The 13,673-nt window shown below is 72.4% G+C and carries 10 protein-coding genes; 4 read left to right on the forward strand and 6 right to left on the reverse strand.

Annotated features, from left to right (window positions below; translation table 11 throughout):
- Positions 1–111: 111 nt before the first annotated feature.
- From ABZ990_RS00745 to ABZ990_RS00760, 4 genes are all read right to left on the reverse strand, one after another.
- Complete coding sequence (locus ABZ990_RS00745) at positions 112–2,871, reverse strand: alkaline phosphatase family protein (RefSeq protein WP_361223070.1); 2,760 nt, start codon at positions 2,869–2,871, stop codon at positions 112–114.
- 2 nt (positions 2,872–2,873) lie between these two features.
- Positions 2,874–4,244, reverse strand: a complete 1,371-nt coding sequence (locus tag ABZ990_RS00750) for an ABC transporter permease (RefSeq protein WP_361223073.1) — start codon at positions 4,242–4,244, stop codon at positions 2,874–2,876.
- Complete coding sequence (locus ABZ990_RS00755; protein ID WP_361223075.1) at positions 4,241–5,212, reverse strand: ABC transporter ATP-binding protein; 972 nt, start codon at positions 5,210–5,212, stop codon at positions 4,241–4,243. The genes ABZ990_RS00750 and ABZ990_RS00755 overlap by 4 nt, the downstream gene beginning before the upstream one ends.
- Before the next feature lie 330 nt (positions 5,213–5,542).
- Entirely contained in the window at positions 5,543–5,896 is a 354-nt protein-coding gene (locus ABZ990_RS00760; RefSeq protein ID WP_361223077.1) for a beta/gamma crystallin domain-containing protein, read from the reverse strand.
- A gap of 584 nt (positions 5,897–6,480) precedes the next feature.
- On the opposite strand from ABZ990_RS00760, the gene ABZ990_RS00765 reads away from it, so the two are divergent.
- From ABZ990_RS00765 to ABZ990_RS00775, 3 genes are all read left to right on the forward strand, one after another.
- A complete protein-coding gene (locus ABZ990_RS00765; protein WP_361223080.1) occupies positions 6,481–7,122 on the forward strand; it encodes a DUF1326 domain-containing protein in 642 nt (213 codons plus the stop codon).
- 200 nt (positions 7,123–7,322) lie between these two features.
- Positions 7,323–9,194, forward strand: a complete 1,872-nt coding sequence (locus tag ABZ990_RS00770; RefSeq protein ID WP_361223083.1) for a hypothetical protein — start codon at positions 7,323–7,325, stop codon at positions 9,192–9,194.
- A gap of 87 nt (positions 9,195–9,281) precedes the next feature.
- The gene (locus tag ABZ990_RS00775; protein ID WP_361223086.1) at positions 9,282–9,464 is read left to right on the forward strand and encodes a hypothetical protein; all 183 of its coding nucleotides are present in this window, start codon (positions 9,282–9,284) and stop codon (positions 9,462–9,464) included.
- Between the two features lie 61 nt (positions 9,465–9,525).
- On the opposite strand, the gene ABZ990_RS00780 is transcribed toward ABZ990_RS00775, so the two are convergent.
- Together ABZ990_RS00780 and ABZ990_RS00785 are read right to left on the reverse strand one after the other, a co-directional pair.
- A complete protein-coding gene (locus ABZ990_RS00780; protein WP_361223089.1) occupies positions 9,526–11,292 on the reverse strand; it encodes a translation initiation factor 2 in 1,767 nt (588 codons plus the stop codon).
- A 152-nt stretch (positions 11,293–11,444) separates the two neighbouring features.
- Positions 11,445–12,068, reverse strand: a complete 624-nt coding sequence (locus ABZ990_RS00785) for a TetR/AcrR family transcriptional regulator (RefSeq protein WP_361223092.1) — start codon at positions 12,066–12,068, stop codon at positions 11,445–11,447.
- A 666-nt stretch (positions 12,069–12,734) separates the two neighbouring features.
- Here ABZ990_RS00785 and ABZ990_RS00790 point away from each other — a divergent pair.
- Positions 12,735–13,571 carry a helix-turn-helix transcriptional regulator gene (locus ABZ990_RS00790; protein ID WP_361223094.1) on the forward strand — a complete coding sequence of 279 codons (837 nt, stop codon included), beginning with the start codon at positions 12,735–12,737 and terminating at the stop codon, positions 13,569–13,571.
- Positions 13,572–13,673: the final 102 nt, after the last annotated feature.

The following is a 13,673-nucleotide window of genomic DNA, read 5'->3' on the forward strand; positions in this document are numbered from 1 at the left end:
CCACACCGCACACGGAAGCCCCTTCGCCGCACGCGGCGAAGGGGCTCCACTCGGGATACCGGGGGCCAGGTCCGGATCAGCCGTCAGCCGTCAGCCGTCAGCCGTCAGCCGTCAGCCGTCGGACTCCGGCGCCGGGATGAAGGAACCCGGTACGTCCTTCGGTGCGAGGATCCGCTTCTCGCCGGGGTACGGCTTGCGCCACCCGTGCGCCTCGTACCAGGTGAAGTGATTCATCTGCGCGGGGTTCGCGAAGTCGGCCTTGGCGCCGGGACCGGCCAGCCGCTGCCGCGACTTCCAGGTGTCCCACGTCGCCGCGACGCTCCTCATGTCCGCCGGCACCTTCGCCGACGGCACGGCCGCGGCGTTCGGGTTCTGCGGCGCCGGGACGTCCACGCCGCACGACGGCATGGTCTTCAGACCGTCGGTGAGCGGGGTCCGGTTCGGCAGCGCCGTGAACGGGGTGAAGTCCGGCTTCTGGGTGAACGCGGTGCGCATCGGGGTGGCCGCGCTGTCCTTCTGGTTCATCGGGTGGATCCCGAGGATCTGCTCGATCGTGCGGATCACCGTGATCTGGGAGTAGTAGCGGCTGTCGACGACACCGTGCCGGGCCCAGGGGCTGATGATCTGGATCGGGGCGCGGTGGCCGTCGACGTGGTCGAGGCCGGCCTGGGAGTCGTCCTCCAGGACGAAGATCGCCGAGTCCTTCCAGTACGGGCTGTGCGTGATCCGGTCGACGATCCGGCCGGTGGCCAGGTCGTTGTCCGCGACCTGCGCCGGCCCGTTCGCGGGGCCGCCGGTGTGGTCGCTGGAGAGCCAGAACATGTTCAGGTTCGCCGGACCGTTCTTCTCGAAGTCGCGCTTCCAGATCTGGTGCCGGTAGACGTCCGGGACGGAGGTGTCGAACATCGGGAAGCCGTGCACCGACACGTCGTTGAGCGACGGGATCGGCGAGGACGAGTTCAGCGGGTACGCGGTGTCCTGCCCGGTCGCCGCCATGTTCTTGGCATCGCAGTACAGGTTCTGCCAGCTCGCGTCCGCGGGCTTGGTCAGGAAGCTGTGGAACTCGCCGAAGTTCCGCACGGACTTGCCCGCCGCCTGCGCGCCGGTCCACAGGAACCCGGTGCGCTGGTGACCGAGCGCGTCGTCCTCGGTGTCGTAACTGCGCTTGTACTCACCGGCGGACGACTCGGTGTACTCCGGATTGTCGGCCTGCATCAGCCAGTTGTGGCCCTCGGCGGAGTTGGTGCCGATGTCGTACGTGTTGTCGTAGAGGCCGAACTGCCGGGCGAGAGAGTGCTGGTTGGGGGTGACGTTCTCGCCGAACTCCGCGAGCGCCGGATCGCCGTTGCCCTGCGGAATGTCGCCGAAGACCTGGTCGTAGGTCCGGTTCTCCTTGACGATCAGGAAGACGTGTTTGATCGTCGACGGATCGCCGATCCGGGCCGGGACGGGTACGGCCTTCGCCTTGCCGCCGCCCTTGCCCGGGGTCTGCTTGACCGCGCCCTTGGTCCAGCCGTTCTGCTGGAAGACCTTCTTCGTCTCGGACTTGATCACACGGTCACTGGGCAGCGTGAACCGCTGCAGGCTCGACGTGGTGTCGTGAGTGCCGTGCCCCTTGGGGTTGTTGGGTCGACGGGCGTCGATGCCCCGGGTGTTGGAGACCACGATCCGCCCCCCGACCTCGGCGATCTCCGCGGGGAAGTAGTCCGTCGGGAGGAGACCGACGTAACCGACCGGCTCCTGTGGGGAGGTGTAGCGGTAGACGGCGATCGCGTTGGCGCGGCCGAGCGTCACCAGCAGCCGGCCGTCGTCGGTGAGGGTCACCGCGTCGGGCTCGTAGCCGACCGATGCCTCCGGCCACGGCTGGGTGGCGATGGTCTGGACGACCTTGTTCTTGCGGATGTCGACGACCGACACGTCGTTGGTGGCGGTGTTCGTGACGAACAGCGCCCCGTTCTTGGCGTACAGGGCGGTCGGGTGCAGACCGACGTCGATCGTCCCGACGGCGGCGTCCGGCTTCGCCAGGTCGATGACGCTGACCGTGCCGGTCGTGGTGGCCGCGGTCACCGGGTCGGCCGGAACCTGGGTGTTGTACGAATTGATCGTGGTGTCGCCGGGCTTCGCCGGACGGCCGCCCTCGTTGCTCACGTACAGCTTGCCGTCGGCCACGACCATGTCGCGGGGCGCGTTGCCGACGGCCCAGCTGCGCTGGATCGCCCCCGTCGCCGCGTCGATCGCGACGACCCGGTTCTGACCGTTGACAGCGGAGTACACGGTGGCGCCGTCGGCCGAGAACACGGCCTCGCCGACGAGCGCGTGCCGGGGCCCGTCCGCCGGGATCTTGACGGTGAACGGGTCGGTGACGCTGCCGTCCGGGTTCACGCTGAACCGGGTGTAGCCGTCGGTCTGGCCCAGCCACAGCCGCGTACCGTCGGGGGAGTACGTGGGACCCTCCTGGCCCACCTCGTTGCCGGCGATGCGCGGTGTGGACGCCGCGGCGCTGCCGACGACCTGCTGCACCTTCCAGTTCGCCAGGTCCACGAGGGCGAGGGCCGCGCCGCCGTCGGCCACGGCCGCCGCGAGGTGGGTGCCGTCCGGGCTGACGGACGACGACATGATCTTGCCGTTGTTCACGACCAGACGCTCGCCGTACGGGGCGATGTACTGGTCGCTGGAGATCACCTGCCCCCGCGTGGTGGTCTGGCCGACCTGGTCGGTGCCGAACTGGTCGGTCCGGGCGACGGCCACGCCCGCGGCGGCGACGGCGGCCGCCGTGACCCCCGCCGTGATCAGCGGTGCTCTGCGGACGAGACGGCCGCCGGGAAACCCGGAACGATTCTTCTCGCCACGCCTTCGGCGTGTCACCTGCATGGTCATCCCTTCGGGGTTGAGGGAAGCAGTTCCACGGTGCCGTCGAACTGCCAGAGCGGATTCGGCGCGTCCCCGGCGGGGGTCCGCACCACGAAGTAGCCGTTCACTTCCTTCGGCCCGTCGCCGTCGGCGATGAAGCGTCCGTCCGAGGTGACGTCGAGCTGGTAGACGGCGGAGCCCACGGCCTCGACACCGGGAAGACGCCAGGTGACGACGCAGCGCCAGTCGTTGCCCGGCCCCTCGGCGTCGACCCGGCCGGCACCCTTGTCGCAGGTCGCCGCCGTCTTCAGCTGCGCCTCGGTGACATCGGGCCGGTTGAGCTGACCGGTCTGCAGCCGGTAGAGATGGGCGAACGCGGTGGCGACGGAACGCTGCACCTTGGCCTGGTCGATCCCGGTGCCCGTGGCCCCCGTCGCCACCCGTACGGTCACGATCGTCACCGCGAGCAGGGCGACGAGCGGCAGGGCCCCGGCGATGACGGCGCGGCGGCCCGAGCCGTCGTCGGCCAGGCTGGTGAAGTCGCGCCGCAGGAAGAGCAGATACGCGAGGGCGGTCGCGAGCACGGCCCAGGCCAGAGCGACCGCGACGCCGATCAGCAGCGGCCCGGTCTGTGCGGGGCCGGTGAACAGTCCGTTCCAGGCGAGGAACGCGTACCCGGGCAGTGCGAGCCGCGCGGCGACGGGCAGCGGCAGCAGCTGCGCGAGCTGCGTCACGAGCGCGACGAGCGCGGGCAGCAGCAGTCCCATCGGGGACCGTCCGAGGGCGACCGACCCGAGGAGGCCGATCGCGGCGAGGGCCAGCGTGGGGGCGAGGGCGCAGAGCCAGGCCAGCGCGACCCGGCCGGCCGCGTCCCCGGCGGTCAGCTGATGGCCGTCGAGCCCGACCAGCGGCCGGTGACCGGCCGTCAGGAGGCCGCCGACCGTGCTGGAACAGGCGAGCCCGGCCACCAGCAGGAGGATCACGGCGAGACTCGCCAGCGCCTTCGCCGCGAAGATCCGCCGGGGCGACCGGACCGCGACGAGCAGATGCCGCCAGGTGCCGAGCCGGTCCTCGGAGGCGAAGACGTCACCAGCGACCACCGAGGTCAGCAGCGGGAGCGCCCAGATACCCGCGAACCCGAGCACCACCAGCGGTCCGGCCCACCCCGTCGCATGCATCCAGCGGCCGAAGAGGGTGTCCGAGGGCAGCGTGCTCTGCTGGTTCACCGCCGCGACGAAGAGCCCCGGCGCGATCCAGCAGGTGAGCAGGAGCAGCCGGGTCCGCCACGGGGAGACGACCTTGACCAGCTCGAACCGGCAGGCTCGGGACAGGGGGACGCGGCGGGCAGCCGCCGTACGAGGGGGGTCGAGGACGGTGGTCGCGGACGCGGTCATCGGCCGGCCTCCTGCTGTTGCTGTCGTTGTTGCTGCTGTCGCGGTTCGGTGAGGGCGAGGAAGGCGGCTTCGAGGGGCGAGACCAGCGGGGCGAGTTCGCGCAGCGCGATGCCCGCGTGGACGAGCCGTTCCACCAGTTCGTCGAGGGCGGGCACCTGCGCGCGGACGACGAGGGTGCCGGAGCCCTCGCGCGGGGTCCCGGCGCCGTCGGCGATCCGGATCCCGGCCGTGTCCGCGGCCAGGGCCCGTGCGGCCCGCGGATCGGAGGTCCGCAGCCGGTAGTCGAGTTCACGGTGGTCGGCGGCGAGCTTGTCCAGCGGGCCGGAGAAGACGACCCGGCCGGTGGCGAGGAGGGTGACCTCGGAGCACAACGCCTCCAGGTCGTCCATCCGGTGGCTCGACAGGACGATGGTCGTGCCCCGCGCCGCGAGCCGGATCAGGACGCCGTGGACATGCTGCTTGCCCGCCGGGTCGAGACCATTGGACGGTTCGTCGAGGACGAGCAGCCGCGGCTCCGTGAGCAACGCGGCGGCCAGCCCGAGCCGTTGGCGCATGCCGAGGGAGAAGCCGCGGGTCCGTTCGTCGGCGACCTCGCGGAGCCCGACCTCGTCGAGCGCCTCGTCGATCCCTGCGGCCCGGGTGTCGTGGCCGCGCAGCGCGGCGAGCGCCGCGAGATTCTGCCGGGCGGTGAGGGACGGGTAGAGACCGGGGCCGTCCACGAACCCGGCGACACCGTCGGGTGTGGCGAGCGCCCGCTCGACCGGCGTCCCGAGGATCTCCAGCCGGCCGTCGTCGGGGACCGCGAGCCCCAGCAGCAGCCCGAGCAGGGTTGTCTTGCCCGCGCCGTTGGGTCCGACGAGTCCGTGGATCCGGCCTCGCGTCACCTCCAGGTCGATGCCGTCGAGAGCGACGACGTCACCGAAACACTTGGTGATCCCACGCGCGCGGATCGCGAGGAGAGTGTCCATGAGGCCCTTCCGTCGAAACCTCCGAGGACCTTAGGAGTGGCACACCGCCCGCCCAGGGACCGCGAGTTGAACGTGCACGGAACAGAAGGCGACCGCTCTTCGCGCCGCCGCGCCGAGGGCGGCGCCTCGCGCACACATCATGTCGGCGGTTCTGTGGCGGAACACGACTGAAACCGGCCACGCCCAAAGTGCGTGGCCGGCATCAGGGATGCGGCGGAGCGGGAGTCACCCGCGGGAGAATTCGGAGGAGATGTTTTTCATGAAGGCGGCTGTTCTCGGAAAGGGGTCAGCCGGGGGAAGTCCCTTTCCTGGCGGAAGAATGTCGGCCGGTCACAGGATTTCGATGGCCTTCACCTTCGGGGGACGGTTCGGGAAGGTGATCTCGTGCCACCGCTCGATCTTCACCGAATCGCCGTTGGCGTCGTAGTAGATGAGATCGTTGTTGCCGGTGGAGATCTTGTCGACCCACCACCCGCCGAAGTCGGTCCTGCCGCGGTTCGCGTAGCAGTCCACGCTGTCCCGACCACCGCTGTGCGACCAGATCTTCAGGAAGTCCTCGCCGCCCTGGCACTCCACGTGGTCGATCGCGTAGGCGTTGCCGGCGGGCATGGTCAGGGTGATCGTCGCGGCCGCGGCGAAAGCCATGGCCATGGAGCGGGCGACCCTCTTCATTTTCGAGATCACGAGTTCTCCTTCATTCGGGTGCCGAACCGGGAGGCCGCTTTCGCAACGCCTTGGGGGCGATCGGGGACAAGCGTGTCGATGACCTCGTGGAGCGACCCTCGCGTCGTTTCGTCTCGGGCTTGCAGGAAGACGATCCTGTGGGAACGGTGTGCACGGCAATCATCTTTATTCCTCCTGGCCGAAATACACTCCAGAATGTCCGGATAGGTATTTTTGGGATATATTTCTCACATTCGAAAGAGAGTGTCATTCGACGTGCCCTTTGCCGGTTTCGCGGGTGTGGGTTTTCGGACGGGCGCGAAACGTCTCCTCTCGTGCGCCACTGTCGGCCGGTTCACGCTCGGGGTGTCCTGCAGGGGGAGCGGGGGTGGTCCCGGTGTTCGCGTACTCCGAAGTGGTCGCCTCTGGGGCGGGGATGACGTTCAGTCAGGTGTGACGTCAGGCCTGAAGATGCGCCGCGGGCGGGTGTTCCCGGCCGGGCGGGGTGGGCGAGGGGCTGTCCGGGCGGCTTGCGGGTGGCCGATCGGCGTCGAACGGGAAGCCGGGAATGCATACCCCCCGGGGGTAGTGGGGAGGTGGCGGTCATGGACAAGACGAACTGGCACATCCGAGGCGAGTGGTTCGACGTCTGCAGCTGCTCCCTGCCCTGCCCCTGCACCTTCGCCCAGGCCCCCACCGACGGGGCCTGCCTGTTCACCCTGGTGTGGCAGATCCACGAGGGACACTTCGACGACGTACGGCTGGACGGCCTGGGCGTGGTGGCCCTGGGGGAGTTCGCCGGCAACATGTGGGAGAAGGACACCGACACCCGCATGAGCGTGATGTTCTACATCGACGCCAAGGGCACGCAGCGGCAGCGCCAGGCCCTGGAGGAGATCTTCCGCGGCAACGTGGGCGGCTGGCCGGGCACCTTCGGCTCGCTCATCGGCGAGGTACGCGAAGTGCGGTACGCCCCGGTTGTCTTCGAGGCCGCCGAGGACCTGGAGTACTGGCGTGCCTCGGTGGCGGACCAGGTGGACGTGGGCGCCAGGGCGCTGACCGGCCCCACCGCCGACCCGAGCCGCAGGGTCCAGCTGATCAACGCCCCCGGCGCGGAGGTCGGACCGGGGCAGGTGGCCACCTGGGGAGTCGTGTCCGCGGACCACGCCGAGGGCTTCGACTTCTCCCGCCGCTACCGCGGCGGATCGAGCAAACACTTCCCCTTCGACTGGCGCCCCACCTCCTGAGCGGACCGGAGGGGACCGGAGACGCGACGCCGGCCCCGCCGGGGAAGGGCCGGTGAACACCGGCGAGCCCGGGAGCACGAAGCGCCCCGGCCACGCGTGAGCGCGGGAATCACGCGCCCCACCCGAGAACACGGCCTGCCGAGAACGCCGACCGCTCCAGCGCACCCGTCACCCCGGCGCCGAGGCCCTAGGGTTGGGCCATGGCCGAGGAGACCCACAACAGCGTGAGCGGGCAGGCGGACGTCGTCGTCCAGGCCGGCCGCATCGGGGAACTGCACCAGCACATCCACACCACGGCGGCGGCCGAGCACCCGGTCCCGTATCAGCTGCCGCCGGAACTCGCCCACTTCGAGAACCGGCACGCCGAACAGGAATGCATCCGGTGTGCCGTCGACGAGCGGCCCGGCCGGGCGGGGCCGCTCACCGTCGTCCTGACCGGGATCGCCGGCATCGGGAAGACCGCCCTGGGCTTCCATGTCGCGCGCGGCCTCGCCGACCGCTACCCGGACGGGGTGCTCTCCCTCGACCTCGACGACCTGCGCCGGGACGGCGCCGTCGACGTGGCCGACGCCGTCGGCGATCTGCTCACCGGCCTGCACGTGCGCCCCGAATGGCTGGAGCGTTCGCTCGCGGCCCGCACCCGGCAGCTGTGGACCAGGACCAGGGACAAGCGGCTCATCGTCGTGATCGACAACGCCCGGTTCGGCAGCGAGGTGCTGCCGCTGCTTCCGGCGTCGCCGCACAGCCTGGTCATCGTCACCAGCCAGGGACCCCTGTACGACCTCGACGGCACGGCGGCCGTGGAGATCGCGGTGCCGCCTCTCGCCGCCGACGACGCCGTACGGATGCTCGCCGCCATCGTCGACGACCCCCGGCTGACCGCCGAGCCGGACGCCGCGGCCGCACTGGTCCAGGGCTGCGGCGGTCTGCCCGCCGCGCTCACCGTGGCCGGACAATGGGTGCGCAAGTACCGCAGGAAGAGCCTGTCCCGGCTGGTCGTCGAGCTGACCGGGGAACTCCACCGGAAGGGCATCCCCATGGTCGAGGCGGTCTGGGACGCTTCCTACGCCGGACTCGGCCCCGAGGCCGCCCGGCTGTACCGGCTGCTGCCCCTCTACCCGGCGCCGCTCGTCGAACCCGAGCCGGTCGCCGCCCTCCTCGGCCTGGACCTGGACGGCGCCCTCGACGCCCTGGCCGAACTGGAGTCGGCGGGCCTGCTGGAAGGCCGCGACGAGGGTTTCCGTATGCACGACCTGGTACGCGGCCACGCCGAGCGGCGCGCCCGGCAGGACACGGATGCCACGGACGATACGGACACCACAAGCGGCGTCCCCGGCGCCGTGGGCGCCACACGCGATCCGCTGGCCGCGCGCACCGCGCTCGTCCGGTGGTTCCGGCGCCAGGCCGCCCGCGCCGACCTGCTCGCCGCCGGCCCCCGGATGACCCTCGCCGCACCGCCCGCCCCGGCGGGCCCCTTCGACGGACCCGACGTCGACTTCGCCGGCAAGGCGGCGGCGCTGCGCTGGCTCGACGACCACCGGGCGGCACTGTACGGCTGTGTCCGGCTGGCGTTCGCGTCCGGACTCGACGAGGACGCCTGGGCGTTGTGCGAGCCGCTGTGGACCCACTTCCTCGACCACCCCCATTACGCGGACGTGATCGACGCCTTCCGGACCGGGGTGGCTGCCGCCGACCGGTCCGAACACCTCGGCGCCCGGATCCGGATGCGCTGCCAGCTCGCCAGGCCCCTGTGGGAACAGGGGCGTTACGCGGAGGCGGACGAGCATGTGCGGCGCGCGGTGGCGGCCTCCGAACACCTCGGCACGGACGCCGGAGAGCGCCGACTGCGGGCCTCCGCACTGGAGTTCGGCGGCCTGCTGGCCGCCGAGGCCGGTGACTGGCCCGGGGCCGTCGCCGGTTTCGAGGCGTCACGCGCGATCCACGCCGCGATCGGCAACGCGTACGGCGTCCTGCTCCAGACCTATCTGCTGGGCAAAGCCGCCCTCGGCAGCGGCGATGCCGACGCCGCCGTACGCCTGTTGAGCGAGGCCCACGAGGCCGCGCGGGAGTAGCACCGGGAGCGGCTGAGCGCCCGGGCCGGCTTCGAACTCGGCCGCGCGCTGCGCCTCGCCGGCCGTACGACGGAGGCGGAACCCCTGATGGCCGCGGCCCTCGCCGCCGCCCGCCGACGCGGCTCCGGCACCGACGAGAAGCGGATCCTGGACGAACTGTCCGCCCTCATGACGGACTTGGGGAGGGTGAGAGAGGCCGGGGAGTACGGCGCGGCCGCGCGGAATCTGGCCGAACAGGCCGGCGCGCTGCCCGCCGACGGCGGGGCATAGGGCCTGTCCGGCCCCGGTCCGCCGGGCAGGCTCCTGGGAGAGCCGCCCGGGCCGGGGCCGGTCACAACTCGCGGGCGTCGAGGTCGTCTTCCCGCGCCTCGGCGACCCGCACGCGGACCGTCACCGGCCCGACCTCGCACGACAGCGTCGCCGGCAGAAACGGCTCCCGGGTCGCGCCGAGCCACGCGTGCACCGCGGACACGACCGCCACCGGGTCCGGGCGGGCCACCCGCCCCGCCGCCCGGTGCGGCTCCACATGGACGAGCAGCGGGCCCACCCGGCGGTGCCGGAGCAGCAGACGGTCGGCCGAATCGATCACGGCGGCCGTACGACAACCGGGGAACTCGCCCAGCGTGTGCGCCGTCCAGCCGCCCGCGGTCCACGCCGTCCGCGCGCCGTAGGATCCGTGAGACCCGTAGGACCCAGGGGAACCGTACGGCCCGCCGGTCCCGTGCACACCGCCCGCCCCCGCCCCGCCGCCGGCCCCGTCGGCACCCTCGGGCACCCGGCGCCAGAGAACGGCCGCGCTCTGCGGCGCGCGCTCCCCGCCCGCCCGGTACTCGGCCGCCAGATGGTGCACCGGCTCGCGGGTGTCCGGCGGGAAGCGTGTGAGGACCACCCGGTCGCCCGCCACCTCGGCCCGCACCGCGTGGACGGCCGGCCGGTTCGGGCGGGGCGCGGGGCACCGGAAGGGGCGGGGCCGGGGAGCGCACGACGGCGGGTCCAGGTCCAGAAGCCGGTACAGCTCCCGCCGCAGGCTCTCCAGCGCGTGCCCCCGCCGGGCGAAGGCCGCCCCCGCCACGGCGCGGGTGTCGACGGCCGACGCGAGCCCGAGAGCCTCCTCCAGCCGCTCCGGCGTGGCCAGCGGTGGTACGGACCCGAGCAGCCGCGCCATCGGACTGCCCGGCACCAGCTCCACGCCCCCGTCGTACGCGCCGACGACCGGCCGCCCGAGCGCCGCCGCGTACAGGGCGGTGGACCCGTGGTCGGTCACCACCCCGTCGGCGGCGACGAGCAGCGCGGCCCACTCCTCGTACGGATCGGGCAGCAGCAGCCCGGCGGACACCGCCGGGGCGAGCTGCCGGGCCAGGTCGAAACGGCCGGTCTCGCTGTACGCGTTGGGGTGCAGCACCAGGGCGAACAGATACCCGTCGTGCGGGTGGCGGAGCAGCAGTTCGGCGGGCAGTTCGGGGCGGCGTTCGAGCAGCGACTCCGGTCCCCAGGTCGACACGAGGACGACGAGCCGGCGCGGGCCCGTGCCCAACGCGTCACGGTAGGACTCCCGGTGTGGGACGGAGGCGAGCAGCCGGTCCAGGGTCGGGTCCCCGACCACGGCGGCGCGTGGCCCGGCGGGTGGACAGGACCGGGCCAGCCGTTCGGCGTCCGCCTCGTGCGCCAGCGCGTAGAGATCGGCCCACGGCGCCCCGCCGGACGTCAGGAAATGCGGATCCAGGCCGGACGGCAGAGCCGCCGAACCCTCCTCGCTCAGCGCCTTGTTGAAGCCCGCCCCGTGCGGCAGCAGCGCCCGGGGCCCGGACAGGGTGCGCAGCTCGCCCTTGGGGCTCGCGGCAAGCACCAGATCGTGCGTGCCCCGCCGGGCCTCGTCCCAGGGAACGGTCCGTGCCCCGGCCCGGTCGAGCGCGGCCAGCGCCTCGGTGCCGAAGCGGGACCCGGGGACCAAGGTGAAGCGGGTGGCGATCCGGGGATCGCCCTCGAAGACGGGCAGTGCGTCGAGCAGCCGGTGCAGCGCCACCGCCGACCGCGCGGCGACCAGCACCACCCGCTGTCCGCGCCGCGCCCCGGGTTCCGGCCGGGCGGACGTCCCCACGGATGTCCCCGTCGATGCGTCAGCCGATGTGTCCGCGGACGTTCCCGCCGATGTCCCCGGCGCGAGATCGCCTCGCCCCCGCCTCGCGCTGGCGAGTGCTGGCTGGTCGGCGGGCGCCCCGTGCGGCATGGTCCCGATCGTACCGGCGCGGATCACTCCGCTCGCGCGCTCCGCGCTCCGTCCGGCCGCGCGACCGACACCAGATAGGAGGCGTACTCGTCGAGCGCGGCGCGGGCGAGCTCGTCGTCGCGGTCGATCAGCCAGGTGAGGGTCAGACCGTCGAGGACCCCGAGCCCGTGCCGGGCCAGGACCGCCATCGGTACGGTCCACTCGGCGCCGGCGAGCCGGGCCATCGCCTCCAGGGAGTCGCGGGTGACCCGGGTGTAGTGCGCGTACTGCCTGCGCGCCAGCTCCGCGAGGCCGGGCTGACGCAGCGCGTACTGTGTCAACTCGTACGTCAGCAGGTGCTCGTCCGGACTCTGCCGGATCCGCTCCCAGTACGCGTGCAGCGCCGTCCGTACGGCCGACTCGACGGACGTCCCGTCGACCGAGACCGCCGCGACCGCCGGGGCCGAGGCCCGCACCATGATCCGTTCGATCACGCTCTGGAGCAGTTCCTCCTTGGAGCGGAAGCAGTAGTGGAACGCGCCCAGCGGAAGCCCGGCCTCCGCCACCACCGCGCGCGTCGTCGCCCGGCCGACCCCGTCGCGGATCATGACCCGGATCGCCGCCTCGATCAGCTCCTCACGGCGTTCGTCGGCCGAACGTCGGCTCATACGGGGCTCCCGGGTGTGTCGGCGGCGGGCGGTCCGCGCACGCTACCCCACCCGGGCCGGCGACCCCGGTCCACGGACGCGGCCCACGGACCCGGTCCACGCATCCGGTCCGCCCGGTTCGCTCCACGGATCCGATCCGTACGGCCCGATTCACACGCCCGATTCACACGGCCCGGGCCGCGGGCGGCGGGTGACGCCGTGCGGCCCCGGGCAGAGGTGGAGGGAACTGCCCGGGGCCGGTCGACGGGCCGGTCCGGCGCCACGGGCGTACGCCGTCGGCCGCTCACGCGACCGGTGTCGAGGACGCGACATCGTGGCGATTGTCGGCACCGGCCGCAGTCACGGGCCCCCGGAGTCCCGGCACGGGCGCGACCGGTCCCGGCGCCGTTGGCACGGGACCGGTCGCACCCCGCCGGAACTCCGACGAGGACGGACAGGGCTGCCCCGGCGCGCCGGTGGGACGGATCCGTCCGCCCGGCTCGCCATCACCCCGCCGTGCTGCACTGTGGCCGTCCCCGAGCGGCCTTCCGGCTGGTCGGGCGTCCACACCGGACAGCTTGTCCCGCTGCCGAGCCGATTTCTACGCGCAGTTTTTATGAGGAATAACGGCGCCAGGAATTAGGCTCCCGGTGCGGTGTCCACACGCTCCACGGGGGACGACAGACCATGGCGATGAACAAGCCCGCGCTGAAGGCGCTCCTGATGGAACGGCGGGCGCTGATCGAGCCCGAGCAGTACGGACTCGCCCGGCCGACCGGGCAGGGCCGCCGCGCCCAGGGCCTGTCCCAGCAACAGGTCGACGAGCTGACGGCACGCGCGCTGCACACGTACAACCGGCTGGAGACCGGCCGCTATCCGCACCCGCCGGTCGACTACCTCCGCCAGGTGGCCCGGCTGTTCCGGCTCAACGAGCAGGAGTGGGGCAGCCTGTGCCGGTACGCCGGCATCGGCGACCCGCCCGCCCCGCTCAGCACGGTCTCCGGTCTGGAGGTGCCCGGCGTGTGGCAGGACGCGGTCGACGGGATCTCCCACATGGCGTACGTGACGGACGCCTCCTGGAACACGCTCGCCTACAACGAGGCATGGGCCGCGTTCTTCGCCGGGCGGCGGATCCCCCGGAACATGATGCGGTGGATCCTCCTCGACCCCGACGGCCGCGAGACCCTGCTCCAGTGGGACACCGTCTGGGCGCCGGCCGTCCTGCCGCAGCTGCGTGCGGCGCTCACCCTGCGTCCCGACGACGAGACGCTGCTGCGGATCGCCCGTGAGGCGGCGCTCGATCCCGATCTGCGGCCACTGTGGGACGCGGGCGGCGCCTCCATCCACCCCGACGGCGACGAGCGCCCGATCCTGCACCCCGGGCACGGGCCGGGGCACGTCGCCATCTGCGCCGCCCAGCCGATGACCGCGCCCGGCTCCCGGCTGGTGATCCTCGCCTTCCACGCGGGGGCCAGGAAGTCGCACACCAGGATTCCCATGCTCCGGGCCCGTCCCGTGTCCTGACGCCGCACCACTCTCACGGCGGGGAGCCGCACGGGACGGCGGCGCCTCGGGCGCTTCGGGGCGGGGGGTACGAGCAGTGGCCCGGGGCGGACCGAGGGCGAT

It is taken from the genome of Streptomyces sp. NPDC046203 (assembly GCF_040646255.1).
GTDB lineage: Bacteria > Actinomycetota > Actinomycetes > Streptomycetales > Streptomycetaceae > Streptomyces.

Bases quoted from the DNA above. Each gene is read 5' to 3' on its own strand.
- ABZ990_RS00765 (WP_361223080.1), top strand. From the start codon at position 6,481: ATGGACAAGACGAACTGGCACATCCGAGGCGAGTGGTTCGACGTCTGC.
- ABZ990_RS00745 (WP_361223070.1), bottom strand. From the start codon at position 2,871: ATGCAGGTGACACGCCGAAGGCGTGGCGAGAAGAATCGTTCCGGGTTT.
- ABZ990_RS00785 (WP_361223092.1), bottom strand. From the start codon at position 12,068: ATGAGCCGACGTTCGGCCGACGAACGCCGTGAGGAGCTGATCGAGGCG.
- ABZ990_RS00770 (WP_361223083.1), top strand. From the start codon at position 7,323: ATGGCCGAGGAGACCCACAACAGCGTGAGCGGGCAGGCGGACGTCGTC.
- ABZ990_RS00790 (WP_361223094.1), top strand. From the start codon at position 12,735: ATGGCGATGAACAAGCCCGCGCTGAAGGCGCTCCTGATGGAACGGCGG.
- ABZ990_RS00775 (WP_361223086.1), top strand. From the start codon at position 9,282: ATGGCCGCGGCCCTCGCCGCCGCCCGCCGACGCGGCTCCGGCACCGAC.
- ABZ990_RS00755 (WP_361223075.1), bottom strand. From the start codon at position 5,212: ATGGACACTCTCCTCGCGATCCGCGCGCGTGGGATCACCAAGTGTTTC.
- ABZ990_RS00750 (WP_361223073.1), bottom strand. From the start codon at position 4,244: ATGACCGCGTCCGCGACCACCGTCCTCGACCCCCCTCGTACGGCGGCT.